21 protein-coding genes and 1 pseudogene are annotated in these 25,807 nt (G+C 40.1%); 8 read left to right on the top strand and 14 right to left on the bottom strand.

The features are described from left to right. Positions 1 to 37 precede the first annotated feature (37 nt). Complete coding sequence (locus DXA54_RS09850; protein ID WP_004301693.1) at positions 38 to 340, bottom strand: hypothetical protein; 303 nt, start codon at positions 338 to 340, stop codon at positions 38 to 40. Between the two features lie 154 nt (positions 341 to 494). Between DXA54_RS09850 and DXA54_RS09845 the strand changes: the two genes are divergently transcribed. The 3 genes from DXA54_RS09845 to DXA54_RS09835 all read left to right on the top strand — a co-directional run bounded on the left by DXA54_RS09845 (position 495) and on the right by DXA54_RS09835 (position 4,735). Continuing rightward, a complete protein-coding gene (locus DXA54_RS09845) occupies positions 495 to 2,705 on the top strand; it encodes a S9 family peptidase (protein ID WP_120079369.1) in 2,211 nt (736 codons plus the stop codon). After that, on the top strand, positions 2,705 to 3,553 hold the full coding sequence (gene lipA / locus DXA54_RS09840) for a lipoyl synthase (RefSeq protein WP_004308530.1): 849 nt from the start codon (positions 2,705 to 2,707) through the stop codon (positions 3,551 to 3,553). Before DXA54_RS09845 ends, lipA begins: the two co-directional genes overlap by 1 nt. A gap of 63 nt (positions 3,554 to 3,616) precedes the next feature. Continuing rightward, the gene (locus tag DXA54_RS09835) at positions 3,617 to 4,735 is read left to right on the top strand and encodes a hypothetical protein (protein WP_008650834.1); all 1,119 of its coding nucleotides are present in this window, start codon (positions 3,617 to 3,619) and stop codon (positions 4,733 to 4,735) included. Here DXA54_RS09835 and DXA54_RS09830 read toward each other — a convergent pair. Genes DXA54_RS09830 through DXA54_RS09820 form a run of 3 tightly spaced genes read right to left on the bottom strand, consistent with a single transcriptional unit; the run spans position 4,701 to position 7,331 of the window. Further along, a complete protein-coding gene (locus DXA54_RS09830) occupies positions 4,701 to 5,405 on the bottom strand; it encodes an SAM-dependent methyltransferase (RefSeq protein ID WP_004304520.1) in 705 nt (234 codons plus the stop codon). The two genes, DXA54_RS09835 and DXA54_RS09830, sit on opposite strands and share 35 nt — an antisense overlap. Before the next feature lie 54 nt (positions 5,406 to 5,459). Further along, entirely contained in the window at positions 5,460 to 6,467 is a 1,008-nt protein-coding gene (locus DXA54_RS09825) for a hypothetical protein (RefSeq protein WP_008650833.1), read from the bottom strand. Between the two features lie 6 nt (positions 6,468 to 6,473). After that, complete coding sequence (locus DXA54_RS09820) at positions 6,474 to 7,331, bottom strand: enoyl-ACP reductase (protein ID WP_004301687.1); 858 nt, start codon at positions 7,329 to 7,331, stop codon at positions 6,474 to 6,476. Positions 7,332 to 7,682: 351 nt separating this feature from the next. Here DXA54_RS09820 and DXA54_RS09815 point away from each other — a divergent pair, with 351 nt between their 5' ends. The 3 genes from DXA54_RS09815 (at position 7,683) to DXA54_RS09805 (ending at position 12,539) form a co-directional block, all read left to right on the top strand. Then, positions 7,683 to 9,302, top strand: coding sequence for a glycoside hydrolase family 28 protein (locus tag DXA54_RS09815; protein WP_120079367.1), 1,620 nt, complete (start codon positions 7,683 to 7,685; stop codon positions 9,300 to 9,302). 164 nt (positions 9,303 to 9,466) lie between these two features. Further along, the gene (locus DXA54_RS09810) at positions 9,467 to 10,708 is read left to right on the top strand and encodes a DUF4861 domain-containing protein (protein ID WP_120079365.1); all 1,242 of its coding nucleotides are present in this window, start codon (positions 9,467 to 9,469) and stop codon (positions 10,706 to 10,708) included. A gap of 154 nt (positions 10,709 to 10,862) precedes the next feature. Beyond that, positions 10,863 to 12,539, top strand: coding sequence for a glycoside hydrolase 43 family protein (locus DXA54_RS09805; RefSeq protein ID WP_004301683.1), 1,677 nt, complete (start codon positions 10,863 to 10,865; stop codon positions 12,537 to 12,539). Between the two features lie 82 nt (positions 12,540 to 12,621). Here the strand turns inward: DXA54_RS09805 and DXA54_RS09800 are convergent, their stop codons facing one another. Continuing rightward, positions 12,622 to 13,050: a DUF6575 domain-containing protein gene (locus DXA54_RS09800; protein ID WP_004301681.1), complete on the bottom strand. Its 429-nt coding sequence runs from the start codon at positions 13,048 to 13,050 to the stop codon at positions 12,622 to 12,624. 7 nt (positions 13,051 to 13,057) lie between these two features. Then, positions 13,058 to 13,426 (bottom strand): hypothetical protein, encoded by a 369-nt coding sequence (locus tag DXA54_RS09795; RefSeq protein WP_120079363.1) that lies wholly within the window; start codon positions 13,424 to 13,426, stop codon positions 13,058 to 13,060. Positions 13,427 to 13,605: 179 nt separating this feature from the next. Between DXA54_RS09795 and DXA54_RS09790 the strand changes: the two genes are divergently transcribed. Next, complete coding sequence (locus tag DXA54_RS09790) at positions 13,606 to 14,256, top strand: HAD family hydrolase (RefSeq protein ID WP_004301675.1); 651 nt, start codon at positions 13,606 to 13,608, stop codon at positions 14,254 to 14,256. Positions 14,257 to 14,279: 23 nt separating this feature from the next. Here DXA54_RS09790 and DXA54_RS09785 read toward each other — a convergent pair. Both DXA54_RS09785 and DXA54_RS09780 read right to left on the bottom strand, forming a co-directional pair. Then, positions 14,280 to 14,682, bottom strand: a pseudogene (locus DXA54_RS09785) (HEPN domain-containing protein). After that, entirely contained in the window at positions 14,679 to 15,002 is a 324-nt protein-coding gene (locus DXA54_RS09780) for a nucleotidyltransferase domain-containing protein (RefSeq protein ID WP_004301671.1), read from the bottom strand. Before DXA54_RS09780 ends, DXA54_RS09785 begins: the two are co-directional and overlap by 4 nt. A gap of 264 nt (positions 15,003 to 15,266) precedes the next feature. Here DXA54_RS09780 and DXA54_RS09775 point away from each other — a divergent pair, with 264 nt between their 5' ends. Beyond that, a complete protein-coding gene (locus tag DXA54_RS09775; protein WP_004320924.1) occupies positions 15,267 to 16,406 on the top strand; it encodes a glycoside hydrolase family 88 protein in 1,140 nt (379 codons plus the stop codon). A 65-nt stretch (positions 16,407 to 16,471) separates the two neighbouring features. On the opposite strand, the gene DXA54_RS09770 is transcribed toward DXA54_RS09775, so the two are convergent. The 6 genes from DXA54_RS09770 to DXA54_RS09745 form a co-directional block, all read right to left on the bottom strand. Then, complete coding sequence (locus DXA54_RS09770; RefSeq protein WP_120079361.1) at positions 16,472 to 20,758, bottom strand: two-component regulator propeller domain-containing protein; 4,287 nt, start codon at positions 20,756 to 20,758, stop codon at positions 16,472 to 16,474. Between the two features lie 100 nt (positions 20,759 to 20,858). Beyond that, positions 20,859 to 23,390 (bottom strand): hypothetical protein, encoded by a 2,532-nt coding sequence (locus DXA54_RS09765; protein ID WP_120079359.1) that lies wholly within the window; start codon positions 23,388 to 23,390, stop codon positions 20,859 to 20,861. Between the two features lie 809 nt (positions 23,391 to 24,199). Beyond that, positions 24,200 to 24,532 (bottom strand): hypothetical protein, encoded by a 333-nt coding sequence (locus DXA54_RS09755; RefSeq protein ID WP_243647647.1) that lies wholly within the window; start codon positions 24,530 to 24,532, stop codon positions 24,200 to 24,202. Further along, positions 24,438 to 24,683, bottom strand: coding sequence for a DUF4251 domain-containing protein (locus DXA54_RS28520; protein WP_243647649.1), 246 nt, complete (start codon positions 24,681 to 24,683; stop codon positions 24,438 to 24,440). Before DXA54_RS28520 ends, DXA54_RS09755 begins: the two co-directional genes overlap by 95 nt. Further along, positions 24,614 to 24,937 carry a DUF4251 domain-containing protein gene (locus tag DXA54_RS28515; protein ID WP_243647646.1) on the bottom strand — a complete coding sequence of 108 codons (324 nt, stop codon included), beginning with the start codon at positions 24,935 to 24,937 and terminating at the stop codon, positions 24,614 to 24,616. Before DXA54_RS28515 ends, DXA54_RS28520 begins: the two co-directional genes overlap by 70 nt. A gap of 178 nt (positions 24,938 to 25,115) precedes the next feature. Beyond that, the gene (locus DXA54_RS09745; RefSeq protein WP_008650822.1) at positions 25,116 to 25,601 is read right to left on the bottom strand and encodes a DUF4251 domain-containing protein; all 486 of its coding nucleotides are present in this window, start codon (positions 25,599 to 25,601) and stop codon (positions 25,116 to 25,118) included. Positions 25,602 to 25,807: the final 206 nt, after the last annotated feature.

The following is a 25,807-nucleotide window of genomic DNA, read 5'->3' as shown; positions in this document are numbered from 1 at the left end:
TATTAAACACCTGTGAAACAGATTTATTACATCTCTTTTAACTCCACAGTTTATTGACAATAAAGTTGCCGATAAAGAACAAGTCGCCCATAAAAATAATGCTGAATACTAGGAAAGTGAAACAAGTACTCCACCGGGCTCCTCCCTCCTCTTCGCCACGTTTGATACGAAGCAGGGAACTATGTAAACAATCACCTGCTATGAACAGTACAAACAAACTCGGTATCAAGTCACCCCATGACACCAACCACAGATTATCACCCTTTCCCATCAGGAACGTCAATGCCACGGCCAATAAGAAGACAGAAGCATATTGCAAGTCTTTTCTTTTTGAATTCATAGTGGTAATGTTTAAAGTCCTTTTCACAAAGATATTGAATCTCACCCAATAATCCTTATCAAATCTATATAAAAATCGGTCAGGCTTTGTTGAATCTAAGTTTATTGTTACTTTTGCAAGTACGAATTAAAACCAAAACCGATTATAAAAGCAGATGAAAAAGATCAGCATCACTTTATTACTCTGCCTTCTCTGTCTGACCGGAATGGCACAAGGACAAAAGGCACTCGATTTAAAAGATATCACCTCCGGACGTTTCCGCCCGGAAAATATCCAGGGAGTAATCCCCATGCCTGATGGCGAACACTACACGCAGATGAACGCCGACGGCACGCAGATCATTAAATACTCTTTCAAAACAGGCGAGAAAGTAGAAGTGATTTTCGATGTAAGCACTGCACGCGAATGTGACTTCAAGAACTTCGACAGTTACCAGTTCTCGCCCGACGGTCAGAAATTGCTGATTGCTACTAAAACGACACCTATATATAGGCATTCATACACAGCTGTACATTACATTTACCCTTTGAAACGAAATGATAAGGGCGTTACGACAAACAACATTATTGAACGGCTGTCTGACGGTGGACCTCAACAGGTCCCCGTCTTTTCTCCAGACGGTACAATGATTGCTTTTGTCCGCAACAATAACATATTTCTTGTTAAGCTGCTTTATGGCAACAGTGAAAGCCAAATTACGGAGGATGGCAAACAGGACTCTGTAATCAACGGCATCCCCGACTGGGTGTATGAAGAAGAGTTCGGTTTCGACCGTGCTTTGGAATTCAGCGCTGATAATACACAGATCGCTTTCATCCGCTTCGATGAGTCAGAAGTTCCCTCCTACTCTTTTCCGGTATTTGCCGGACAGGCACCCCGTATTGATGCCTTAAAAGATTATCCGGGTGAATATACCTACAAGTATCCGAAAGCCGGATACCCGAATTCGAAAGTAGAAGTACGCACGTATGACATCAAGTCACACGTCACCCGTACGATGAAACTCCCGCTGGATGCAGATGGATACATTCCACGCATCCGTTTCACAAAGGATGCCAACAAATTGGCTATCATGACATTAAACCGTCATCAAGACCGTTTCGACCTCTACTTTGCCGATCCTCGCTCAACACTTTGCAAACTAATGCTCCGTGATGAATCTCCTTATTACATAAAGGAGAATATTTTCGATAACATCCAGTTCTATCCCGAATATTTCAGCATGCTTAGCGAACGTGACGGTTACAGTCATCTCTATTGGTATAGCATGGGAGGTAACTTGATTAAAAAGGTTACTAACGGTAAGTTCGAAGTGAAAGATTTTCTGGGATATGATGAAGAAGATGGTTCTTTCTATTATACCAGCAACGAAGAGAGTCCTCTGCGCAAGGCTGTCTATAAAATAGATAAGAAAGGCAAAAAGACCAAATTGTCTCAACAGGCAGGAACCAATACGCCTCTCTTCAGCAAATCGATGAAGTATTATATGAACAAGTTCTCCAGCTTGGATACTCCTATGTTGGTTACCTTGAACGATAATTCAGGCAAAACGCTCAAAACGCTTATTACAAATGATGCGTTGAAGCAAACATTGTCCGGATATGCAGTACCACAAAAAGAGTTCTTTACTTTCCAGACTACAGATGGCGTGAAGTTGAATGGCTGGATGATGAAACCGGTTAATTTCTCCGCATCCAAAAAATATCCGGTACTGATGCATCAATATAGTGGCCCGGGTTCCCAACAGGTATTAGATACTTGGGGAATCAGCTGGGAGACATACATGGCAAGCCTCGGTTATATCGTGGTATGTGTAGATGGTCGTGGCACTGGAGGCCGTGGAGAAGCTTTTGAGAAATGTACCTATTTAAAAATTGGCGTCAAAGAAGCCAAAGACCAGGTGGAAACAGCGCTTTACCTAGGCAAACAAACGTATGTGGACAAAGACCGCATCGGTATCTGGGGTTGGAGTTATGGCGGATACATGACTCTTATGAGCATGAGCGAAGGAACTCCCGTATTCAAAGCCGGAGTAGCAGTAGCCGCACCGACCGACTGGCGTTTCTATGATACGATTTACACCGAACGTTTCATGCGCACTCCCAAAGAAAATGCGGAAGGATATAAGGAATCATCAGCCTTCACCCGTGCCGACAAACTTCATGGCAACTTGTTGCTGGTACATGGTATGGCAGATGACAATGTTCACTTCCAGAACTGTGCAGAATATGCCGAACAGTTAGTTCAGCTTGGAAAACAATTTGATATGCAAGTGTACACGAACCGTAATCATGGAATATATGGTGGCAACACCCGCCAACACTTGTACACACGGTTGACCAACTTCTTCTTGAACAACTTATAATGACGGATAGAGTACGTAAGCCCGAATGGCTGAAAATTAATATCGGTGCCAACGAACGATACACCGAAACAAAGCGAATTGTCGACTCCCACTGCTTGCACACGATATGCAGCAGTGGGCGTTGCCCTAATATGGGGGAATGTTGGGGAAAAGGAACAGCCACCTTCATGATTGGCGGTGACATCTGCACGCGTAGCTGTAAATTTTGCAACACACAGACAGGACGTCCCCATCCGTTAGATGCAAACGAGCCTACCCATGTAGCAGAATCCATCGCACTGATGAAATTGGATCATGCCGTCATCACCTCTGTAGACCGGGATGATTTACCTGATTTGGGTGCAGAGCATTGGGCACGTACCATCCGGGAGATAAAACGGTTGAATCCACAGACAACCATTGAAGTACTGATTCCGGATTTTCAAGGCAGAATGGAGTTGGTAGATTTAGTAATTGACGCCCGGCCCGACATCATATCACACAATATGGAAACTGTGCGCCGCATTAGTCCACTAGTCCGCAGTGCAGCAAATTATGATACAAGCTTACAGGTTATCAGACATATTTCCGAAAAGGGAGTCAAATCTAAAAGCGGCATAATGGTCGGACTGGGTGAAACTCCGGAGGAAGTCGAAACATTGATGGACGATCTGTTAGCAACCGGTTGCCAGATTCTTACCATAGGGCAATACCTGCAACCGAGTCATCGGCATTATCCCGTTGTGGCATACATCACTCCGCTGCAATTCATGAAATATAAAACAGTTGGTTTAGAGAAAGGATTCAACATCGTAGAGAGTGCTCCCCTTGTTCGTTCCTCCTACCATGCAGAGAAACATATTCGTTAGCAAACAAAACACATACACTATTTGTTTTATAGATAGAACCGACAAATAAACATAAATATAGAGATGGATCATAAAGGAATACTTTCTTCCGCATTTAACATGTCGCTGGGTTTTATCCCCGTTATTATTTCCATTTTATTGTGTGAACTTATAACGCAAGACACGGCTATTTACATCGGTACAGGTATAGGTATTATAGGAATATACCTTTCTTATCGACGTAAAGGATTGTTAATTCCTAATTTTATCCTCTATATAGCGACCGGAGTGCTGGCACTATTATCCGTAGCAGCTCTCATTCCTGGTGATTATGTTCCCCCCGGTGCGCTCCCGCTTACTCTGGAAGTCAGTATTCTCATTCCAATGCTAAGTCTTTATATGCATAAGAAAAGGTTTATCAACCACTTCTTAAAACAGATAGGTTCTTGCAACAAACGTTTATATGCTCAGGGAGCAGAAGCCGCCGTTGTATCTGCTCGCATTGCCTTGATTTTCGGAATACTGCATTTTATTATAATCAGCATCACCGTCATTTTCCAAAACCCACTAAGTAAGACAAGTCTGTTTGTACTCTATAAAGTGTTACCTCCTACTGTCTTTCTTATGAGCATCCTGTTCAACCAGATCGCTATCCGTTTCTTCAATCACCTAATGTCTCACACAGAATATGTTCCTATTGTGAATACCAAAGGAGACGTGATCGGGAAAACCCCTGCGATAGAAGCTGTTAATTATAAGAACGCATACATCAATCCGGTGATAAGAATTGCCATATCCACTCATGGAATGCTGTTCCTTTGCGACAGACCGTCAACAGCCATTTTGGACAAAGGAAAAGTGGACATTCCCATGGAATGTTATCTCCGATATGGAGAATCTTTAGAGGCGGGTGCCACCCGTTTGATTAACAATGCTTTCCCGCACGAAAAAGATATCAAGCCAGAGTTCAATATCGTTTATCACTTTGAGAATGAAGTAACCAATCGTCTTATCTACTTATTCATCGTTGATATCAAGGATGATTCCATCCTTTGTACCCCTCGCTTTAAGAACAGTAAGCTATGGAGCTTCAAACAGATAGAGGAAAACTTGGGAAAAGGCTTCTTCAGTAGCTGTTTCGAAGATGAATATGAACACCTAAAAGACGTTATTTATATAAGAGAAAAATACAGGGAATCTTAGACAATTCAGGCACATGTCCCTTCCAGTCCTTCACAGTACGCGTCTGTATATACTCTCCTTCACATGTAATATCGGCAGCAATACAAAGCTTTGTTTGAGGACGACAGTTTAACAAAATATCTTCTATCATCTTATGATTCCGGTAAGGCGTCTCAATGAAAAGTTGTGTCTGATTTTCAGCATACACACGCTGCTCCAATGTTTTCAGTTTCTTGGCACGTTCCCCCGGTTCAATCGGCAGATAACCATGAAACGCAAAGCTCTGCCCGTTAAAGCCCGAAGCCATCACGGAAAGAATAATTGAAGAGGGTCCAACCAAAGGAACTACCTTCAGTTTTTTACGTTGTGCGATGGCAACCACATCCGCTCCCGGATCAGCTACCGCCGGACAACCGGCTTCGGAGATAACTCCCATTGAAGCTCCGCCTACCAAAGGTTGCAGATAACCGGAAATATCTTCAGGTGAAGTATGTTTGTTCAACGGATAAAATGTCAACGCATCAATATCAATCTCCCGGTCCACCTTTTTCAGGAAACGACGGGCAGAACGAACATCTTCGACTATAAAATACCGGATACCGGAAATAATTTCCTTATTATAAGAAGGCAACACCTTTTCAATAGGTGTATCGCCTAAAGTCACGGGCAACAAATAAAGGGCAGTTTCCACTTATTAAATTGAGAATTGAAAATTAAAAATTGAGAAATAAGAAAGAGAAACGATTCAGGAAGCCAGGTAGTTAGATTCACTTAACATTTCGTGGTAATCAGTAAATTCCAGAAGATCTTTCAGCTTCATATCCTTATGCTTTTTCATGTAAGAAGCAATGATTCTTGCTCCCATCCATGTACCTATCAATGCCGGAGCTTGAGCACCCAACATATCAACAGCAGGAGCAGGCTTCATATAATAGCGGATCACCATCGGGTCACGAGCATGCAGATGATCGTTGGTACAGATATAATTCCATATCTCCTTTTCATTATCCTTGCACCAGTCGCTTTCCTCCTTAGAATACCCCATTGCTTCACCAATATCACTATATCCCAATAAGTTTTGCACTACGTAATTGATCTTCCCCGTATGCATCATCAAGTCAATCAAACAAGTACCCTCATGATAGTTCATTCCATAACGGCTCAAAAGATAAAAAGCAAAACAATCCGGCACAATCCGTTCCGGACGCATCGAGCGACATTGATAATCGTAATAGAAACGCTTATAAAGAGGATAATCTTCCCCCATATATTTATCAAGACTGATTCCCAATAAAGAATCCACTAAAATAATAGATTCGTTGAAAGCGGATACTTGCGAATAGATAAACGGCACTTTCGTATCAGGCACTTCCTTTTTCAGTTTCCGAAATCCTTTGCTAAGTCCTTTTTCCACTTCATCCAGATTAGGATATTTTGCTTCTACATCGCTAAGCAAACGAACCAAAGTCGTATCCGAATAGAATTTTTGCAGACGTTGCGAGATGGTATCATCTTTCACTGTACCGATAGACAATACATCCTCAATCAGGATTTTCGTCGGCATACGGTAGTCCATCGTCAACTTCTGCATAGCAGAAAAACTGTTGGAGCGAACATATTCGCTCAACAGCTTATCATATCTCAGAACAGAAATCTCTTCTTCCTTCTGCTCCGTACCCTTTCCTGTGCTTATCCCGCAGGAGGCGAAAAGCATACTCATTAAAATAATAAGAAGAGAGATCCGTAGTTTCATATTTTTTTATCCGTAAATGATGTTACCATTTTCGTCCATATACTCATCGAGTCCTTTCTCGTAAGTAGCCATGGCACGAAGACTCATACCTACACTGGAGAATCCACCGTCATGGAATAAGTTCTGCATAGTTACCTTACGGGTAAGATCGGAGAACATCACGATGCAATAATCGGCACATTCGTCAGCCGTAGCATTTCCGAGAGGAGACATACGGTTGGAGAAATCAAACAGTTTATCCATACCCTTCACGCCCGAACCGGCAGTAGTAAATGTAGGAGACTGCGAGATAGTATTCACACGTACGCTATGTTCGCGTCCGTAGATGTAACCAAAGCTACGTGCAATAGATTCCAGCAATGCCTTTGCATCTGCCATATCATTGTAGCCGTAGAAAGTACGCTGCGCGGCCACGTAGCTCAAAGCAACGATAGAACCGTAATCAGCAATAGCGTTCAATTTCTTGGCCGACTGAATCATTTTATGGAATGAAACAGCTGAAATATCCAATGTCTTATCCAACATTCCATAGTCAAGGTCATCGTAAGTACGTTTTTTGCGCACGTTGGGAGACATACCGATAGAGTGGAGTACAAAATCAATTTGTCCACCCAGTATATCCATGGAGGTCTTGAATACATTTTGCAAATCTTCTACACTGGTGGCATCTGCCGGAATAACCTGGCAATTTAATTTCTGGGCCAAAGCGTCGACTTCTCCCATACGGATAGCCATCGGAGTATTTGATAATGTAATAGTTGCACCTTCTTCTACGGCACGCTCTGCTACTTTCCAGGCAATAGACTGATCGTTCAAAGCACCGAAGATAATACCTCTTTTTCCTTTCAACAAGTTATAACTCATATCTTTTAATAGTTAAATTTTGTGCAAAGATAGGAACTTTCTGCATAAAAACACGAGAAGTGTGCAAATAATAGACAGAAATGACAAAAAATACACGTATTCTATCAATTAGTCCACATCCTCTTGGGGTTTGCCACCTATCTTTGCAATCGATAATTAAGAGGTTTTTTCATAATATTTATTTAAGGTTAAAATTAGGTTAACATGAATTTGTCTTATTCCTCTCCTGCAGGCTGCCTGCGACAGATCGCCTGCGGAAGGACATAAGAATTATGAAATCGCCCTCATTAATCATCACCCAATTACCAAGAAAAACAATAGATGTATAACCCTATAGAAATAAGTTACTAAATGAACACATTGACAAAAAGACTCTTCTGGATGGCCCTATGCTGTTTACCGTTTATCTCATCAGGATGTAAACAAAGCGAGACTACCGTAAAAGAAAGCTCCATCAGTGACGCTCTTTACCAGAATTTACCTTTTGAAATGCCGAAAGTACAGCAACCGGTTTTCCCTGCTTACGAAGTAAACATTGAGAAATTCGGAGCCAAAGGAGACGGTCTGTTCCTGAATACCAAAGCTATCAACGATGCTATTAAAGACGTGAATCAACGCGGAGGGGGTAAAGTGATTATCCCGGAAGGTGTCTGGTTGACTGGTCCGATCGAGCTGTTGAGCAATGTAAATCTATATACGGAACAAAATGCGCTGGTACTTTTTACCGGTGATTTTGAAGCATATCCTATCATTGCCACTTCTTTCGAAGGACTCGAGACTCGTCGTTGCCAATCACCGATTTCAGCACGCAATGCAGAAAATATAGCTATCACCGGACATGGTACATTTGACGGAAACGGTGACTGCTGGCGTCCGGTAAAAAAAGGAAAGCTGACTGCTTCACAATGGAAAAAGCTGGTAAACTCGGGAGGTGTTCTCGACGAGAAACAAGAGATATGGTATCCCACTGCCGGCTCACTGAGAGGTGCAATGGCTTGCAAAGACTTCAATGTCCCCGAAGGTATCAACACAGATGAAGAATGGGCTGAAATCCGTCCATGGTTACGTCCGGTGTTGTTAAGCATCGTCAAAAGCAAGAAGGTGCTGTTGGAAGGAGTTACTTTCAAAAACTCACCAAGCTGGTGTCTGCACCCATTGTCTTGCGAAGATTTCACAGTAAATAATATCATGGTCATCAACCCCTGGTATTCTCAAAACGGTGATGCTATCGACTTGGAATCTTGTAAAAACGCTCTAATTATCAATAGTGTGTTTGATGCGGGAGATGATGCCATCTGTATCAAATCCGGTAAAGACGAAGATGGACGCCGTCGTGGAGAACCTTGCCAGAACGTTATCGTGAAAAACAATACAGTATTGCACGGACATGGCGGATTCGTGGTAGGTAGTGAAATGTCCGGCGGTGTGAAGAATATCTATGTAGAGGACTGCACATTTATGGGTACAGATGTAGGTTTACGTTTCAAGAGTACCCGCGGACGTGGCGGTGTGGTAGAAAACATCTACATTAACAATATCAATATGATTAATATTCCGAATGAACCCTTATTGTTCGACTTGTTCTACGGTGGAAAAGGTGCCGGTGAAGAATCGGAAGAAGATCTGTTGAGCCGTATGAAAACTGCCATTCCTCCGGTGACAGAAGAAACACCTGCTTTCCGCAATATTCATATTTCCAATATTGTTTGCAGAGGTTCGGGACGTGCCATGTTCTTCAACGGACTGCCGGAAATGCCCATCAGCAATATTACCGTTAAAAACGTTGTGATGACAGAAGCTGCGAATGGAGTTGTTATCAGTCAGGTAGACGGAGTTACTTTGGAAAATATTTATGTAGAATCTTCTAAAGGCAACAATATATTAAACGTTAAGAATGCCAAGAATCTGACTATAGACGGAAAGGTATATGAGGAATTAGGTGCAAAAGAGGAGATTTTAAGTCTCAAATAAAAACTCATTGCCATTCTGTGATGCAAAATAGAAACCACAATATCATTATATAGAGTAAAAAGCTCAAATAGCAGACTATAATCTCCTCAAAAGAGACACAGTCTGCTATTTTTTCTGCTATTTTTGCAAGGAGAAATACGACGTATAATTTCAGCCTTAGAAACATGAAGAAGAATCTTTTTATTATTACTTTCTTTTTAGGAGCTTTCAGCCTGTCTGCCCAAGCGCAGAAACAGGAGAAAACCATCACAGTTGAAGTACAAAACAACTGGAATCAGCCCAAAGCGGATGCTCCGGTTGTTATCAATCTACATGAGTTGCACGCTGGTTTCAAAGTAAAATCAGCCGTTGTCATGGAAGGAAGGAAGGAAATTCCTTCGCAGTTGGACGATTTGAACCGGGACCGCAAGATGGACGAACTGGTCTTTGTTGCCGATCTTCCTGCCCATGGTAGAAAAACATTTCAGGTTACACTTTCTTCGGAAAAGAGTACAAAGACTTATCCTGAACGAGTTTATGCCGATATGTTTATTGTAGACAACAAGAAAGGTAAACATCAACGGGTACAGGCTATCACCGTTCCCGGCACTAGCAATATATACAGCATGGTACGTCCTCACGGTCCGGTTTTGGAATCGGAACTGGTAGGATACCGTCTTTATTTCAATGAAAAACAGACACCGGATATTTACGGCAAGTTCAACAAAGGACTGGAAATCAAAGAATCGCAGTTCTATCCGACGGATGAGCAGTTAGCTAAAGGATTCGGAGATGACGTACTTCGCGTGTTCGACAGTTGCGGACCGGGTGCATTGAAAGGTTGGGACGGACAAAAGGCAACCCATATTACTCCAGTGGACACTCGTACAGAACGTATCGTCTCTTATGGACCGGTACGTGTAATTGCAGAAATAGAAGTAACCGGATGGAAATATCAGGACCAGGAACTGAATATGATGACACGCTACACGCTTTATGCCGGACATCGCGATCTTCATATCGAAGCATTCTTTGACGAACCGCTCGATAAAGAAATTTTCTGCACAGGTGTGCAAGACATCGTAGGTACTTCCAAATCTTTCTCCGATCATAAAGGACTCGTAGGAAGTTGGGGAACGGACTGGCCGGTAAACGATACCGTAAAATATGCTAAAGAAACTGTAGGGCTGGGCACTTGTATTCCCCAACGTTATGTAAAATCGGAAGAAAAGGATAAAGCCAACTTCCTTTATACAATTACCGCCCCGGGAAATAAATATTTCCAGTATCACACGACTTTCACCTCGATGAAAGAGACATTCGGATATAAAACGCCGGAAGCATGGTTTGCTCATCTCCGCGAATGGAAAGAAGAGCTGGCTCATCCGGTGACAGTGAGAATAAAAGATAACCGCCCCAATAAATAGGGTAGAAACAAATACAACTAAACAAAAATTACGAGGTATCTACCAATTTTTCTATGACTCTGCACAAATATTCCTCCTTGTGCAGAGTCTTTTTATTTACCTTTGCCATCAGATAAAACCAACGAATCATATCTATAAATAATCTATCTATAACATGAAACGATTGACACAGACTTTAGCCTTTTGCTTATTAACGGTTTTCACCGCAGTAGCACAGAAGAACTATGTATCTGAAGTATGGGTTTCCGACCTCGGAAACGGTAAATACAAAAATCCGGTGCTTTATGCCGACTATTCCGATCCGGATGCTTGCCGTGTAGGAGATGATTTCTATATGACTTCATCCAGTTTCAACTGTTTGCCGGGATTGCAAATCCTTCATTCTAAAGATTTAGTCAACTGGACAATCATCGGTGCCGCAGTTCCCAATGCCCTCTCCCCTATCGAAACTCCGGAACGGCCGGAACACGGCAATCGTGTATGGGCTCCGGCTATTCGTCATCACAACGGTGAGTTTTACATCTTTTGGGGAGATCCCGATCAGGGAGCTTTTATGGTGAAAGCCAAAGATCCGAAAGGTCCGTGGAGCGAACCGGTCTTGGTGAAAGCGGGAAAAGGTATCATTGACACTTGCCCGTTCTGGGATGAAGACGGAAAAGTATATATGGTACACGCATACGCAGGAAGTCGTGCCGGACTGAAAAGTGTAATCACTATCTGCGAACTGAATGCAGAAGCAACAAAAGCGATCACTCCTTCCCGTATAATTTTCGACGGTCACGAAGCACATCAGACTTGCGAAGGTCCTAAAATGTACAAGAGAAACGACTATTATTATATCTTCCATCCGGCCGGCGGTGTGCCGACAGGCTGGCAGGTCGTATTACGTTCTAAAAACATCTACGGTCCTTACGAATGGAAAACAGTACTTGCGCAAGGTAACTCTCCTGTCAACGGTCCTCACCAAGGTGCATGGGTAGATACTCCTACCGGAGAAGACTGGTTCCTCCACTTTCAAGATGTCGGTGCTTACGGACGCATTATGCATCTCCAACCGATGAAATGGGTGAACGACTGGCCTATTATCGGTATTGATAAAGACGGTGACGGCTGCGGAGAACCTGTTTTGACTTACAAGAAGCCAAATGTCGGTAAAACATATCCTATCTGCACTCCACAAGAAAGTGACGAATTTGATGGGTATACACTTTCTCCGCAGTGGCAATGGCATGCTAACATTAATGAAAAATGGGCGTATTATGCAGGTGACAAAAGCTATGTCAGATTATACTCTTATCCGGTAGTAGAAGATTATAAGAACCTGTGGGATGTAGCCAACCTCTTATTACAAAAAACTCCTTCTGATAATTTTACCGCAACAATGAAACTGACGTTCAGCCCTAACCAAAAGAATAAAGGCGAACGCACTGGACTTGTCGTTATGGGCAGGGATTATGCCGGACTTGTTCTAGAAAATACAGACAAAGGTTTGGTTCTGTCGCAAGTTGAATGTGACAGAGCAGATAAAGGCAAACCAGAAGAAGTGAAAGCCGCTGTTGATCTTTCGCAAAACACGGTTTATCTGAAAGTGCGTTTCAGTTGTGACGGAAAGAAAATCAAGGGTAGTGAAGGCGGACATGACCTCATTGTGATGTGTAATTTCAGCTATAGCCTCGACGGAAAGAAATATGAATCATTAGGTGTTCCTTTCCAGGCAAGAGAAGGACAATGGATTGGTGCCAAAGTCGGTATGTTCTGTACGCGTCCGGCTATTAAAACGAATGACGGCGGTTGGGCAGACGTTGACTGGTTCCGTATTACGAAGAAGTAATCAAAGTATATATAAGGATGAAAAAAGATTGTCCCACAACTTTCAAGCAGTAGCGGGACAATCTTTTTTATCTTCTTTAAACTTACATACAAGCCCAGCCAAATTTACGAACAAGCTCTGCAAGCAGACTACGGTCTTTTATTGGCAAATTAATGACCACATTCTCGCGCTTCTCTCCAGATAAAACATATCCCTCAGCCGGCAATTTATCTTCCAACAATACACTTTCCTTTAATAACGTTTTCTGGTATTCACCCGATTGAAACACAACATCGTAATACTCATGTTCATTTTCAGGCTGTAGATAGAGTAAACGCAAATCGGCTTTACCTGCTAAGAAGGATTCAAGTCTACGTGTAGAGATACGTATTCCCGTATAGCGATAAACCGTCTCATCATCATATAAAAGACAAAGATACAGTGTATCAAAGGCATCTCTTGCCACAAAAAGCTGAGGCACATCACAGAAATCCAGAATTTTGTCTATCCTTAACACATCTTCCATTCCCATAATCAGACTATTTAGCTTGTAAAACATTAAAATCCTTTGTTCTCCACCAAGAATAATGTGCTATATCAAATGTTTTCTTTAACACTCCATCTTTTGGTTCCAATATGACTAAAGCAATATTTGCCTTCTTGAACTTAGGAAGCTTTAATCTTTTCTCCGCTTCTTCCCTCTCTGAAAATAGAGAAACTGCCCTTGTCACACATTCATCTATTCCTAATCCTTTAAAGACCTTATCCGGCTGCATTTTTCTTTGCGAAAAGAAATCTTCTGTTGTAACAGGATTACCATTTGCAACTCTATAATAACAGCCTTCGCACCGCTTCGCATCCGTTGGGGGACATTGTTCAGGCAATGCCTCAAACCATTCTGCATTCATTATTCTTTAGTTTTTCGCAAAGTTAAGCCAATCTGGTAGAATAACAAATATATTTCCGGCTTTGTTGTTCATTCGATATTCTCTAAACTATTGCCTCATTCTTCCCAATCTCATTTTTTTAGTATACCTTTGCAGAATAAAAGATTTAAATATAGAATTAACTATAAACATAAGCCTTAATGAAAAAACTAATAATATTCGATTTGGACGGTACATTATTAAATACTATCGCAGACCTCGCCCATAGCACTAATTATGCTTTGAATAAATTAGGATACCCCACACACGATGTAGAAAAGTATAACTTCATGGTAGGAAATGGTATCAACAAACTCTTTGAACGTGCATTACCCGAAGGAGAAAAGACAGAAGAGAATGTGCTCCGGGTAAGAAAAGAGTTTATTCCTTATTATGATATTCACAATGCAGACGATAGTCGTCCTTACCCGGGTATTTCAGCGTTATTGTCTTATCTGCAATCCGCAGGCATTCAGATTGCCGTAGCCTCCAACAAATATCAGGCCGCTACCGAGAAACTGGTTGCCCACTACTTTCCGGAAATTCATTTCACTGCCGTTTTCGGCCAACGGGAAGGAGTAAATGTCAAACCTGATCCAACAATCGTTTTTGATATATTAAAACTTGCCGATGTACGAAAAGAAGATGTTCTTTATGTAGGTGATTCCGGTGTAGACATGCAAACAGCAGCCAATGCCGGTGTAACCGCTTGCGGAGTGACATGGGGATTCCGACCACGCACGGAACTAGAAGAATTTAATCCGGCATATATGACAGATGTGGCCGAAAAAATAAAAAAAATGGTCTTTTAACGATGATATCCTTACAAGAATAATTATGATTCGGCAAGTAAAACTTCAATAGTCTCAATAAGTTCTCTTGCCGGAGCTTTTATCGTACTGATTTCATCCTCCGATATTGAATAAATGCAATTATAATCCCCTTTTTGCCGTAATTGTTCCATACGCGCCAAAAAAACTTCCCAAACGTGCACTAATTTTGCCTGTTTTTATAAAATTCAAGCCAAAGCAAGCTATCAACCCATCATGGGTTTTACATGATAATCCATTTTGTATTAATAAAGCCTGAACAGCATGAAAACAGGCATAATAATATCTATTGGAAGCAATATCCCAATACTTCAGATCAAACATCTCATCTGCTTGTTTCAAAAATACTTTAGCTTTCTCCAACTGTAATATCACCAAAGAATTACGTTCTTCATCTGTCAATTTCATACTAATTCAATTCCTTCCTGCTCTACATTTTTATAAAATGGTGTAATACAACTTGCAGCCCATTCTTTCATCGTATACATAATCGGATTAATTCGCGCTCCCAAGTCCCATCCCAACATAGTTAAGGGAAAGCTTACCTTATCATAATCTTCAGGCTCCAATTTTTCTTTATCTAAGATAATCAAAATATCCCAATCAGAATCAATCCGTGCATCCCCACGAGCTTGAGAACCAAACAACAAAGCCTTGCCACCTTTTGGTAAATGCTCTGTCAATGCCTGCTTAATAGACTCTAATATTTTATTTGTATGACTTTTCATATTCGTCTCCCCTTACTCTTCTACAAATATACAATAAATATCAATACAACAATATGACTTACAAAAAAATCGCTCTTGCTAATTATTCATACTTGGTTCTTATCCATGACTAATATGAATAAAGAATAAAGTCTAATATTACATATTTTCCGTACAAATTTCAATATCACTTTCCTTACAATGCATTTTCTTTGCAACAGGTAAAGAAAGGCTCACCTTTGTGTGCCTAAATCTAAGAACAATAGTAATCTAATTTATTATAAAATGAAAAAGCATCTTATACTATTTTTTGCAGGAGTAATATTGAGTTACGGGAACATAAAAGCACAGACAGTTCCCGATAAAAAAGAAATTCTGAAAGTAACTCTTCATGTGAACGACTATTTCATGAAGAAATATGCCGACTATCGCACTCCTTCCTTTGTGAAAAAAGTAGTTCGCCCCAGTAATATCTGGACACGAAGCGTATATTACGAAGGCTTAATGGCACTCTACTCCATCTATCCCGCAGACGAATATTATCTCTATGCCAAAGAATGGGCGGATTACCACCAATGGGGCTTCCACCGTGGGACAACCACCCGTAATGCAGATAATTACTGCGCCAGCCAAATCTATCTCGATTTATACAACATTTGCCCCGATCCTGAAAAAATACGGAAAACGAAAGCCAATATGGATATGCTGGTCAATACTCCACAAATAAACGACTGGTGGTGGATAGATGCTATCCAGATGGGGATGCCTATATTTGCCAAAATGGGGAAACTTACAGGCGAACAGAAGTACTTCGACAAAATGTGGGATATGTACGAATATACCCGTAATAAACACGGAGAGAACGGAATGTTCAATGTCAAAGAAGGTTTGTGGTGGAGAGACCATAATTTCGATCCTCCATACAAAGAGCCTAATGGCGAAAACTGTTATTGGAGCCGTGGTAACGGATGGGTATACGCAGCTTTGGTGCGGGTAATGAACGAAATTCCATCTGATGAAAAACATCGCCAAGATTACATCAATGATTTTATGGCTATGAGCAAAGCACTGAAACAATGCCAGCGTGAAGATGGCTTTTGGAATGTCAGCCTCCACGATCCGTCAAACTTCGGAGGCAAAGAGACTTCCGGCACAGCTCTTTTCGTATATGGTATGGCTTGGGGCGTACGCAACGGTCTATTGGATAAAAAGACCTATCTGCCTGTAATCATAAAAGCATGGAATGCTATGGTGAAGGATGCAGTTCACCCGAATGGTTTTCTTGGTTATGTACAGGGAACCGGCAAAGAACCGAAAGACAGTCAACCTGTCACATACGACAAAGTTCCTGATTTTGAGGATTTCGGAACAGGATGTTTCCTTCTTGCCGGAAGTGAAATCTATAAATTAGACCTCAATATGTAACTGATAAACATACTTATCTTGAATCCGGTCTATCCTTCACAAACCGGATTCAAGGTAAGTATATACTACGTTTTACTTCTCTCCCCTTTCTGGTAAGCCGAAGGAGATACTCCAAACTGCGCTTTAAAACATTTACTGAAATAAAGAGGATCGTTAATACCCACTTTATAAGAAACTTCCGCAACAGTCAGATCCCTTTCGGTCAAAAACAGTTCGGCAGCCTTCTTCATTCGTACGACACGCAAATACTCATTCGGTGAGTATCCTGTCACTCCGCGTAATTTCTTATAAAACACAGTTCGTCCCATCCCCATCATCTGCGCAAATTCATCAATAGAAATGTTGTATTGAGAATAAATCTTTTCCACCACAGCCACCAACTGATCTGCAAACTCCTTATCCCGGTCCGTGTTACATAAAGCAGGACGCACTACCCCCGGTTCACTGGAAAACTTCTTCCGTAACTTTTCGCATTGCTCTATCAGCCGGAACACCTGCGCAAGCAAAAGCTTAAAACTAAATGGCTTTGCAACATAAACATCCGCTCCCGCTTCAAGTCCTTCCAGGTGCTTATCCGGTGAAGTCAAGGCAGTCAGCAGAATAATAGGAATATGACTTGTCGCAAATTCAGTTTTCAGTTTCTTTGTCACTTCGAAACCGGTCATCCCAGGCATCAATACATCGCAGATAATCAAGTCTGCGTCATAGTTGCATGCCTTTTCAAATCCGGATATTCCATCCGCAGCCACTTCTACTTCAAAATAAGCACTAAGCTCCTCCTGCAGGAACCCACGAATATCATTATCGTCTTCGATGACTAATATTTTATGTTTTCTTGATGTGGTGACTGTCTTTTCATGTTCCTGACATTCCTCTGAAAGCTCCTGCAAATGGTGAGTCTGCATATTCGCTTCTTCCAACAGGAGATTGCCGGGAACCAGGAAGTCTTTTTCCGAATAAACAGTTTTATCAGTCGGAATACATACCGTAAATACGGAACCTCCCCCTTCATTATCTTTATATTCAATCGTTCCCTTATGCACCTGCACCAATTCATGGCTCAAATGCAACCCTACTCCAATGCTATCTCCGGAGAAACTACTTTGCATGAAACGTTTAAACAATTCTCCCTGCTTTTCTTTAGGAATACCTACTCCGGTATCCGCTACCTGAATGTATAAACACTTCTTCACCTCATCCACATTCACAGAAAACAGAATTGTCCCACCCGAAGGAGTATACTTAAAAGCATTTGAAAGTAAGTTATACACCACCTTATCCAAATTACCTTTATCAATAAACATTTTATAGGATGGCACAGACGGCAAAAAGCGGAAATCCATATTCTTCTGTTCTGCTACGTCACTGAAACTTAAATATATTTCGTACAGGAAAGCAACTACATCAGTTTCCTGCAGAGAAAGAGCCAACTTGTTGTTCTGCATTTTTCTGAACTCCAGCAACTGATTAATCAGCCTCAACATACGTTGTGTACTTTTATCCATGACTTTCAACGGATGCAATAAGGCTTGTGGAATATCATCCATCCGGTACATTTTCTCCAATGCTCCTTGGATCAATGTAAGCGGAGTACGGAATTCATGAGAGATATTTGTGAAAAATACCAGTTTATACTCTGTCAGTTGTTTTTCAACATTGATGCGGTTGCGCAACCTATTGAAATTAAAAATGATACGATATGTAAAGTACAAAGCTATTAACATCAGGATGAAATATCCAAGCATAGCCCAATTTGTTTTCCAAAACGGAGGCACGATAACAATCTTCAAAGTTGTTTCGGTATCATTCCAAATACCGGCACCATCACAATATTTCACATGGAAAATGTAACTGCCCGGCTCCAGATATTTATAAGTGGCAAAACTTAACGAAGACGGAACATTCCATCCCTTGTCATAGTTTTCCAGCCAATACATATACTTGATTTGACCATTATCCGAATAATCGAGAGTAGAAAAATCAAGCATAAAAGAATTCTGGAAATATTTCAATGTAATCTTATCCGAATAGGCTAAAGATTCTTGCAAAGGAGAACCCGGCATATTAGGCTTCACCTGAATTCCATTAACGGACAATCCTGTGATAACAATAGGAGAAAGCAATCTCTCTGTTGGAATCTTCTTCGGGTCAATAATCGTCAATCCGTAGTTTGTTCCAAAAATCAGTTTACCGTCTGCCCCCATACACGCACTGTTCTCGCTATACACATTTCCTAATGTATAAGATGAGAAGAAATAATTCTCGAAAGAATGGCTGTTGGGATTGAACCTTGAAATTCCATATTCCGTAGCAATCCATAATTGTCCCGAATGATCTTCCAAAATAGATTGCACCATATTATTAACCAGTCCTTCCGCTATTCCATAATGTGTATATTTCAAAGACTGACAGTCGTCTGACAGTTCGCATAGATTCAGCCCGGCACCCGAAGTTCCTACCCACATGCGCCCTTTGCTATCACGAAACAGGCAACGAATCTCATTGCTGCAAAAATTGCCATCGGTGTAGCTGAACAAATGATAGTTATCTTCATTAGCGATCAATGAGTCAGGGTGGAAAATGCAGATACCTTCACTTGTGCCCATCCATATCATCCCTTTCTCATCTTCTGCCATTACTCTGACTATCCGTAAGCCATACTTCTTTCCTTGAAAGAAACGACGGAACTTGTATTGTCCTTTTTCCATTGATTCTGCCAGATCCAGTCCTCCTCCAAATGTTCCCACCCACATACGATCTTTCTTATCGCGAAGAATGGAATAAATATTAGAATGAGATAAGGCAAAAGGATTAGACGGATCCGTTTTATACCACGTATCTCCTATTTTTAGTCCGTCTCCCCGGGTTCCTATCCATATATTCTCCCGACTATCTTCTGAAATCGCATAAATATTATAGGGCAAATAATGATTATCTATCTTAGTTTTCAGATGAGAATCATAATTATACAATCCACCTCTTCGCGTTCCTACCCATATATCTCCATTCGACATTTTAGTCAGTAACCGGATTGTATTCGAACGGTCAAAAACATCCGGTGATTCTGGATAGACATGTGTAATGCCTTTATTTGAAATGGAAATATGAGACAAACCGGAATATTCGGAGCTTACCCATATTCCTCCTGTCCTGTCTTTCATCAAACATAACAAGAAATCTGACCCTATAGGTCCTGCATTCTTCCCTTCGGAAACAAAGTGTTCCAACCGGTCCTCCTGAATATCGTAGGTGAAAAGTCCGTTTCCATAAGTTGAAATCCACACAATCCCCCGGTCATCACGCACCACATGATAGCGTTCATAATCTATATATTTCATCTTCTCTTCAGGGATCAGTTGAAAATTCTTTATTTCTCCGCTCTTCGAGTTTATATAATAAATTCGTCCAGTGTTATTGTAAGCCCAACAATCTCCATAATTGTCATGAATCACTTTTCCATTATTTATTTTCAATTCCCGGCAAGGAGTTATTTGAAAATTCTGAAAATCAAATTCATATACTCCTTCGCTGGAAGTAAATATAACCCATTTATCTTTTATCAATGAATGTGTACTGACAGATGTATTACCGGCAATAGCAGACAGCGACGCTAAACAGTCTATTTTTTTCGATCCATTTACACAGCGATACACATCTCCACTCTTTGTCAGAAAATACATATCCTCTCCATGAGGGAAAGAAGAAGAAAAATTCAATTTCCTATCGATAAATTCAACTTTCCCTTTATAAACAAACGCAAGTCCCTGCATGGTACCAATCCAGATCCTGCCACTAGAATCTTCATTTATAAATTTAATCCGGTCATCGGGCAGGTTTCCAAATTTCGTTCTAAACTTCACAGAGGTCATAGTCCGATCATCCTCACAAACAATTTGACGCACACCATTCCTTCTATGCCAAAGCCACACATCTCCATTAGAGGACATAAATATTTCTGAATAGTTCTCTCCATCACTTCCGGTACCGGTAAAATCTACAAAACAAGCTTTCTGTAGATCATAACAGCTGAATAATTCCGGCACAGTCTTTATCCACAAAAAACCATTCTTATCCTCTGCCACATGTTTTATTCTGTTATCTGCTAAAGAAATCCGATCGTGTTTCCCGCTTTCCAACTGATAAGTAAGAAAAGTATTTCCATCATAACGGGTCAATCCGTCTAAAGTACCCAACCATAAGAATCCTTTACTGTCCTGAAACATGCATCGTACAGAATTACTAGGTAGCCCATCACTGGTTCTCATTTGTTTGGAACTAAGTTCAATATCAGCATACAAATCCGATAAAGAAAAACTTAACAAAACGAAGAGGCATAATAATTTATATTTCATATAGTGGTTGGGGTTATTTTGATTGCTGGTTACAAAGATACATCTTTTGCACTGCAACATAGAATGTAACACTATGAAAAAGTAAAATCTCCATATAAATTTATTCTTTAATAATACACTTCCCACGATTTATCCCCTCTGCATTGATCGTCATTTGTCGACAAGTAGCATTATTATAAAAACTAACGTTCACTTTTCCATTATTATCAGTCCTCACATCAGGATTCCAATACAAAGTTCGACGAAAATCGATATCTCCCGGAACACTATTACTATGATTTACCTGATAGAATTCTCTTACAGGAGAAAAGGCTTTGAAAAAAGTATAACGCATTCCCTTCTTATACTTGTCATGCAACACATCGTTATATAAACGGACGATGAATAATACCAGCCTTTGGTTAGCCTGAAAAACAGCATCATGTAAATGTCTCATACTATAAAAATCTGATGTCGGATCACTCGGAGGATAATAGCCATAATTACTATCTATGTTTCTCACTATCCAAGCCTGAAGATTTCCATCATACACTTCTATTGTTTTTATATTCTCTATCGGATGATCGGAAGCACCGATGCCCTTTCGCGGATTAACAGAACCTCCACCATCTAAAATATAACAAATAGCACTATTAGCATACGTATACGCAGTATCTACCATGTTTACCGCAGAAATATTTCTTTCCATATATTCCCCCAATGTTCCTGGATAATCCTTCCCTTGATCCATCAGCCTACTAATATCCTTTTCCACATTACAAACCAGATCCGGAAATATCTCATTCTTTATCTGTTTTTTCTTTATCACCACTTGAGGAAGATTCTGTATCATACCTAAAACATTACTATTGGCCAGACTATCTGAAGTATCTGCAAAAACAATAACCGTATCCTTCACCTGAAAGTCCGAAATAGAATAACTGCGGGCTTCCGGACTAAAAAGGCGGTCGAGCATAATCCTGCAATGTTTCGGTTTGCCTTTCGAAGTCACAGAAAGAGCCAGCTGCCATTCACCGTCTACTGCCGCATGATCCGGCAACAGGAAATGGAAACGCCCTTTTTTGTCAGTTTTGCAATGACCATGGAAAGAAGCACTATCCTTAACAATCCAAAACACAACATCCACATTCGCTTCCACCTTATTCTTGAGTAAAGATTTCACTACACCACTCACTGGTAAACCCTCTTCAGCATAATGTGCCACATGAAAAGGAGATACCCCCGCCATCACCTGCCAATTGTAACGGCGCCACCCCTGTACCATCATCAATAAGTCCAACTTCATACGATTACTACGGTCGTCCGTCCCGAAATATTGCATCGGATGAGCGATGTAACCTCGTATTTCAGAAGAGAGCAACAAGTCTGTCAGGATATTCTCATGATAACCAGTATGAATTTCTGTGCCAGCATCACGCACAGACAATGAAAAACTGCCTGATACAGGATTACCGGACAAATCTTTCACAGCAAGTGATAGTCTCACCTTTTCTAAAGGTTTATAGAAAGGTTTATCCGCCTCCACCGTAACACGGCAATATTCTAACGGAGCACGATTAAAAGCCAAACGGTCTGCCAAAATTTTGCCATCCTGATTATAAAGAGTAAATTGAAGGCAACCGGCAGGAAGTTTTCCTTTATTCAATTGATAAATATAAGGTTTATCACCCAAAATTAAAGCTTCTGCTGAATAAACTGTACCACGACATGATACAGAAACGGCTAAAGTATCAGCCGGCAAGTCCGGAGATTTTTGCAGATGTACCTGATAAGTCTCTGCATCCAAATCTGTCACACGCATCACATATCCTGAAGAAATAATGTTTGAAAAAGAAAAGTCATATTTCTTTCCATCATAATCGGCTACAATTTTATATGTAATCTTATCAGGAATCATTTCAAAAAATCCCATGCCTTGGTGATAAGTGGAGAAATATGAAACCAGTTCACCGGAAGAATCATATACCGCACCTGTTATATTCAAATCTTCTCCATTCTCTCCTGTAGCTTTGAAACCGATTCTCGAACGTAACCCAACCACAGCATTTCCTCCTTCAGGATAAAAGGAAAGGTTGACTTTCTTAGCTTTTGTGTTTTTTTTACGTTCGTCTTTCAAGCCAAAACCACTATCCATCTTCCGATCAGTATAATACCCTTCTATTTCTGGAGAATCATAAACAGGAAATACACGAGAAAAAATACAATCGTCACCAAAATTCAACATACTTCGAGTGTAAGCACGAACTTCATAGAACCCACTATGATAACGGGAACTCAAGGCAAATTCACCATGACATTCGCCATTTTCAAGCTTTAATTGGCGGTCATCCACTATTATTCCTTGTGGAGTCAACAGCTCTACATGTAACACTTTGCTTAAAGTGGTGGGACGAAGTTGCTCTGCAAATACCGCATAAGCCTTAAACCAGATAGTATCACCCAAATAATATCCAGTATTGTCAAAATGAAGATACACCTTTTCTTGAGGGTTCAGTTGATTGAATTGATTTATCGCTTTTACATAGCCAGGTAATGAACGGACACTTATAGATTGGGCGTATAATGGTGGAACTATTATAATATATAATAGTAAAATAGCGAAAATTGCTTTTATTTTAGTTATGTGTTTCATGACTTTTTAAGATTTACACAAGCAAAACTAGCCAAAAGGAATAATGAATACAAAAAACTTAGCAGGCTATTTCGAAACAAGGATTATTATCCATATTTATGTCATTTTTTCCATATACTGACCAATGATTTGCATTGGTTCATAATCGGTACGGTTATGAACAATTCAATGCTTTTCTCTATAACATGGTCAATTCTTCCATCTCCTTCACTTTCCTCTGTTTCTTCGATGAATAAGGAGTTTGCAGGTGAATAGTCGGTCTTTCACCTTCTCTTCATCGTGAATCAAATCAAATAGCTGCTTCCTGATTTAACCATTGAACAAGATTAGTAAAGCTATTTCGTAATTAGTTTCAACCCTATTTGAAACTAAAAGTTTCACGCCGAGAAACAAAGTGTTTCATGCTTTGAAACGAAGTGTTTCACACCGAGAAACGAATCGTTTCAAGCAGTGAAACTATTTTTGAAACTAATCGCCACAGGTGAAGAGGTGGTGAAGTTGTTACCCTTCACCCGCAAACTCCTTATTCATCGAAGAGACAGAGAAAAGGTGAAAGAAAACATAGAAAGATTGAAAATAAATATCCGATGAGAAAATCCATTCTATTCTGTAATAATTAAAAACCACACCGATTAATTACTAATCCGTTAATCACTATTTAATTACTTTGTGCACCATTATGAGCTTCCCAACTAAATTTCAAAAGAGCAACTACACCCAAACTTCATATTAAGAAGAGCTATTTTGATTTAGTTTTTTTAAAGAATGCTCCTTACCAATTAGTTTTCCCGTTCAATAATATATTTGTTTTAATCTCTTGATATAGTTGACTGATTCGTATCTTCTATAACCGAGTTGTCGAATTTATGTTTTTTCTTTCCAAAAGTGAAACGATAATTTACTGATAAGCTAATCACATGATCGCTGACGCGAGGTGTTCGGCTTTCACTTCTTCTTTCATAGCCAATTTGTTGAAGGTGTCCTTTAGAGACTGCCTTGTACGGTGTTCGCATATATAAATCAATATTCCAGTTGTTGATACTGTAACTAGCTCCGAATCCCAGCATTCCGGGAGAATGAGTCATAAGACCGGAAGTGATTTTGATGGTGTTGCATAAAAACATTGACAATCGCCCTTCCATCAAGATACACAACAACCTTAAAGTTGAATTTATCAACCTTTGTCCGTACTGAAAAATTAATATGTGTATTCCCTTTCCTATCTATATCCATGGTATATTTTTTGAGGGGTACCTGAAAGCGAAGTTCATTTCCTCTGCCGCTATAAGGTATATCAGATTCCTCAACAAAAAAAGATCGGAAAAGACTGAATCATTTTTAATTTCTATCGAATTCTCGGGGTAATCTAATTCTATGTATTCCCCAGATGGAGGCATATAAGTGCCTACGTTTATCTTATAGTCTCCTGATGCAACGATCTTTTCGATAACTTCCGGATTATATTCTTTCTTGCTTTGAGCTGAAAGGATAGGAGCCCCTATCAACATTATCAAAAACAATATAAGAATTTGTTTATTTGTTTTCATAATAATTACAAATTAGAATATAGATACTTTTTCAATTTTTAATGATACGCTAAAATAGTACACTTTCCCTTGCCTCGCTCCCACTCTTCTATTCCATTTTCCAGTATCACAGCATAATTCTTCCAATTCTGATACTTTTCACGGAGAAGTGTCTACAGGTATTGCGGGTATATTTCGATCATTCTCTTCGCATATCCAATTCTCCCATATAATTTACACTTTGATTGTGTTGCATAGTGACATTGATGTTCGCACTTCCATTAGAATATACCTCAATTTTAAAATTGAAATAGTCTGCTGTCGTACGTGTTGAAAAACAGATACGAGCATTCCCTTTTTCATCTATATCCATAACATATTTTTTGATAGGAGCCTGAAAGATAAGTTGATTTCCCCTATCGCTATAAGGAATATCAGATTCCTCGAGATAAAGGAGGTCGGAAAATACCGAATCATTTTTAATTTCTATCGAATCCAAGTAATTCAATTGTTTAGGATCTCTATATGGAGGGATGTAAGTGTCCACATATATCTTATAATTCTTTGAACTGATAATATTTCTGACGACTTCCGCTCTTTGCTCCTTCCTGTTTTGAGCAGAAAGAGTGAGAATTCCCGCTAACACTACAACAAGTAATATAAAGACCTGCCTTTTTGTTTTCATATCAATTACAAATTAGAATATAGATATAATTATTTCAACATTTAATGATATGCTAAATAGGATACTTACCCTTCCTTCGCTCACATTCTTCTATTCTCGCCTTTATCATTTCAGTATAGGCTTTAATACAATCTTAAATCGTTTCTTCATATTAGTAAATAATCGTTTAGCTCATTTTCCAGTTTCGTCCATATCACATAAGATAA

The sequence above is a fragment of the Bacteroides sp. OF03-11BH genome, from assembly GCF_003604005.1.
GTDB lineage: Bacteria > Bacteroidota > Bacteroidia > Bacteroidales > Bacteroidaceae > Bacteroides > Bacteroides ovatus.
Note: the sequence above shows the minus strand (reverse complement) of the source record. Positions and strands in the feature narration are given on the sequence as shown.

What these genes read in the sequence shown, in the direction of transcription:
- DXA54_RS09825 (WP_008650833.1), bottom strand. Translation starts at nt 6,467, where the DNA reads ATGAAACTACGGATCTCTCTTCTTATTATTTTAATGAGTATGCTTTTC.
- DXA54_RS09770 (WP_120079361.1), bottom strand. Translation starts at nt 20,758, where the DNA reads ATGAAATATAAATTATTATGCCTCTTCGTTTTGTTAAGTTTTTCTTTA.
- DXA54_RS09805 (WP_004301683.1), top strand. Translation starts at nt 10,863, where the DNA reads ATGAAACGATTGACACAGACTTTAGCCTTTTGCTTATTAACGGTTTTC.
- DXA54_RS09845 (WP_120079369.1), top strand. Translation starts at nt 495, where the DNA reads ATGAAAAAGATCAGCATCACTTTATTACTCTGCCTTCTCTGTCTGACC.
- DXA54_RS09755 (WP_243647647.1), bottom strand. Translation starts at nt 24,532, where the DNA reads ATGGAAGGGCGATTGTCAATGTTTTTATGCAACACCATCAAAATCACT.
- DXA54_RS09795 (WP_120079363.1), bottom strand. Translation starts at nt 13,426, where the DNA reads ATGAATGCAGAATGGTTTGAGGCATTGCCTGAACAATGTCCCCCAACG.
- DXA54_RS09820 (WP_004301687.1), bottom strand. Translation starts at nt 7,331, where the DNA reads ATGAGTTATAACTTGTTGAAAGGAAAAAGAGGTATTATCTTCGGTGCT.
- DXA54_RS09790 (WP_004301675.1), top strand. Translation starts at nt 13,606, where the DNA reads ATGAAAAAACTAATAATATTCGATTTGGACGGTACATTATTAAATACT.
- DXA54_RS28515 (WP_243647646.1), bottom strand. Translation starts at nt 24,937, where the DNA reads ATGAAAACAAATAAACAAATTCTTATATTGTTTTTGATAATGTTGATA.
- DXA54_RS09765 (WP_120079359.1), bottom strand. Translation starts at nt 23,390, where the DNA reads ATGAAACACATAACTAAAATAAAAGCAATTTTCGCTATTTTACTATTA.
- DXA54_RS09775 (WP_004320924.1), top strand. Translation starts at nt 15,267, where the DNA reads ATGAAAAAGCATCTTATACTATTTTTTGCAGGAGTAATATTGAGTTAC.
- DXA54_RS09800 (WP_004301681.1), bottom strand. Translation starts at nt 13,050, where the DNA reads ATGGGAATGGAAGATGTGTTAAGGATAGACAAAATTCTGGATTTCTGT.
- lipA (WP_004308530.1), top strand. Translation starts at nt 2,705, where the DNA reads ATGACGGATAGAGTACGTAAGCCCGAATGGCTGAAAATTAATATCGGT.
- DXA54_RS09815 (WP_120079367.1), top strand. Translation starts at nt 7,683, where the DNA reads ATGAACACATTGACAAAAAGACTCTTCTGGATGGCCCTATGCTGTTTA.
- DXA54_RS09835 (WP_008650834.1), top strand. Translation starts at nt 3,617, where the DNA reads ATGGATCATAAAGGAATACTTTCTTCCGCATTTAACATGTCGCTGGGT.
- DXA54_RS09745 (WP_008650822.1), bottom strand. Translation starts at nt 25,601, where the DNA reads ATGAAAACAAAAAGGCAGGTCTTTATATTACTTGTTGTAGTGTTAGCG.
- DXA54_RS09780 (WP_004301671.1), bottom strand. Translation starts at nt 15,002, where the DNA reads ATGAAAAGTCATACAAATAAAATATTAGAGTCTATTAAGCAGGCATTG.
- DXA54_RS09810 (WP_120079365.1), top strand. Translation starts at nt 9,467, where the DNA reads ATGAAGAAGAATCTTTTTATTATTACTTTCTTTTTAGGAGCTTTCAGC.
- DXA54_RS09850 (WP_004301693.1), bottom strand. Translation starts at nt 340, where the DNA reads ATGAATTCAAAAAGAAAAGACTTGCAATATGCTTCTGTCTTCTTATTG.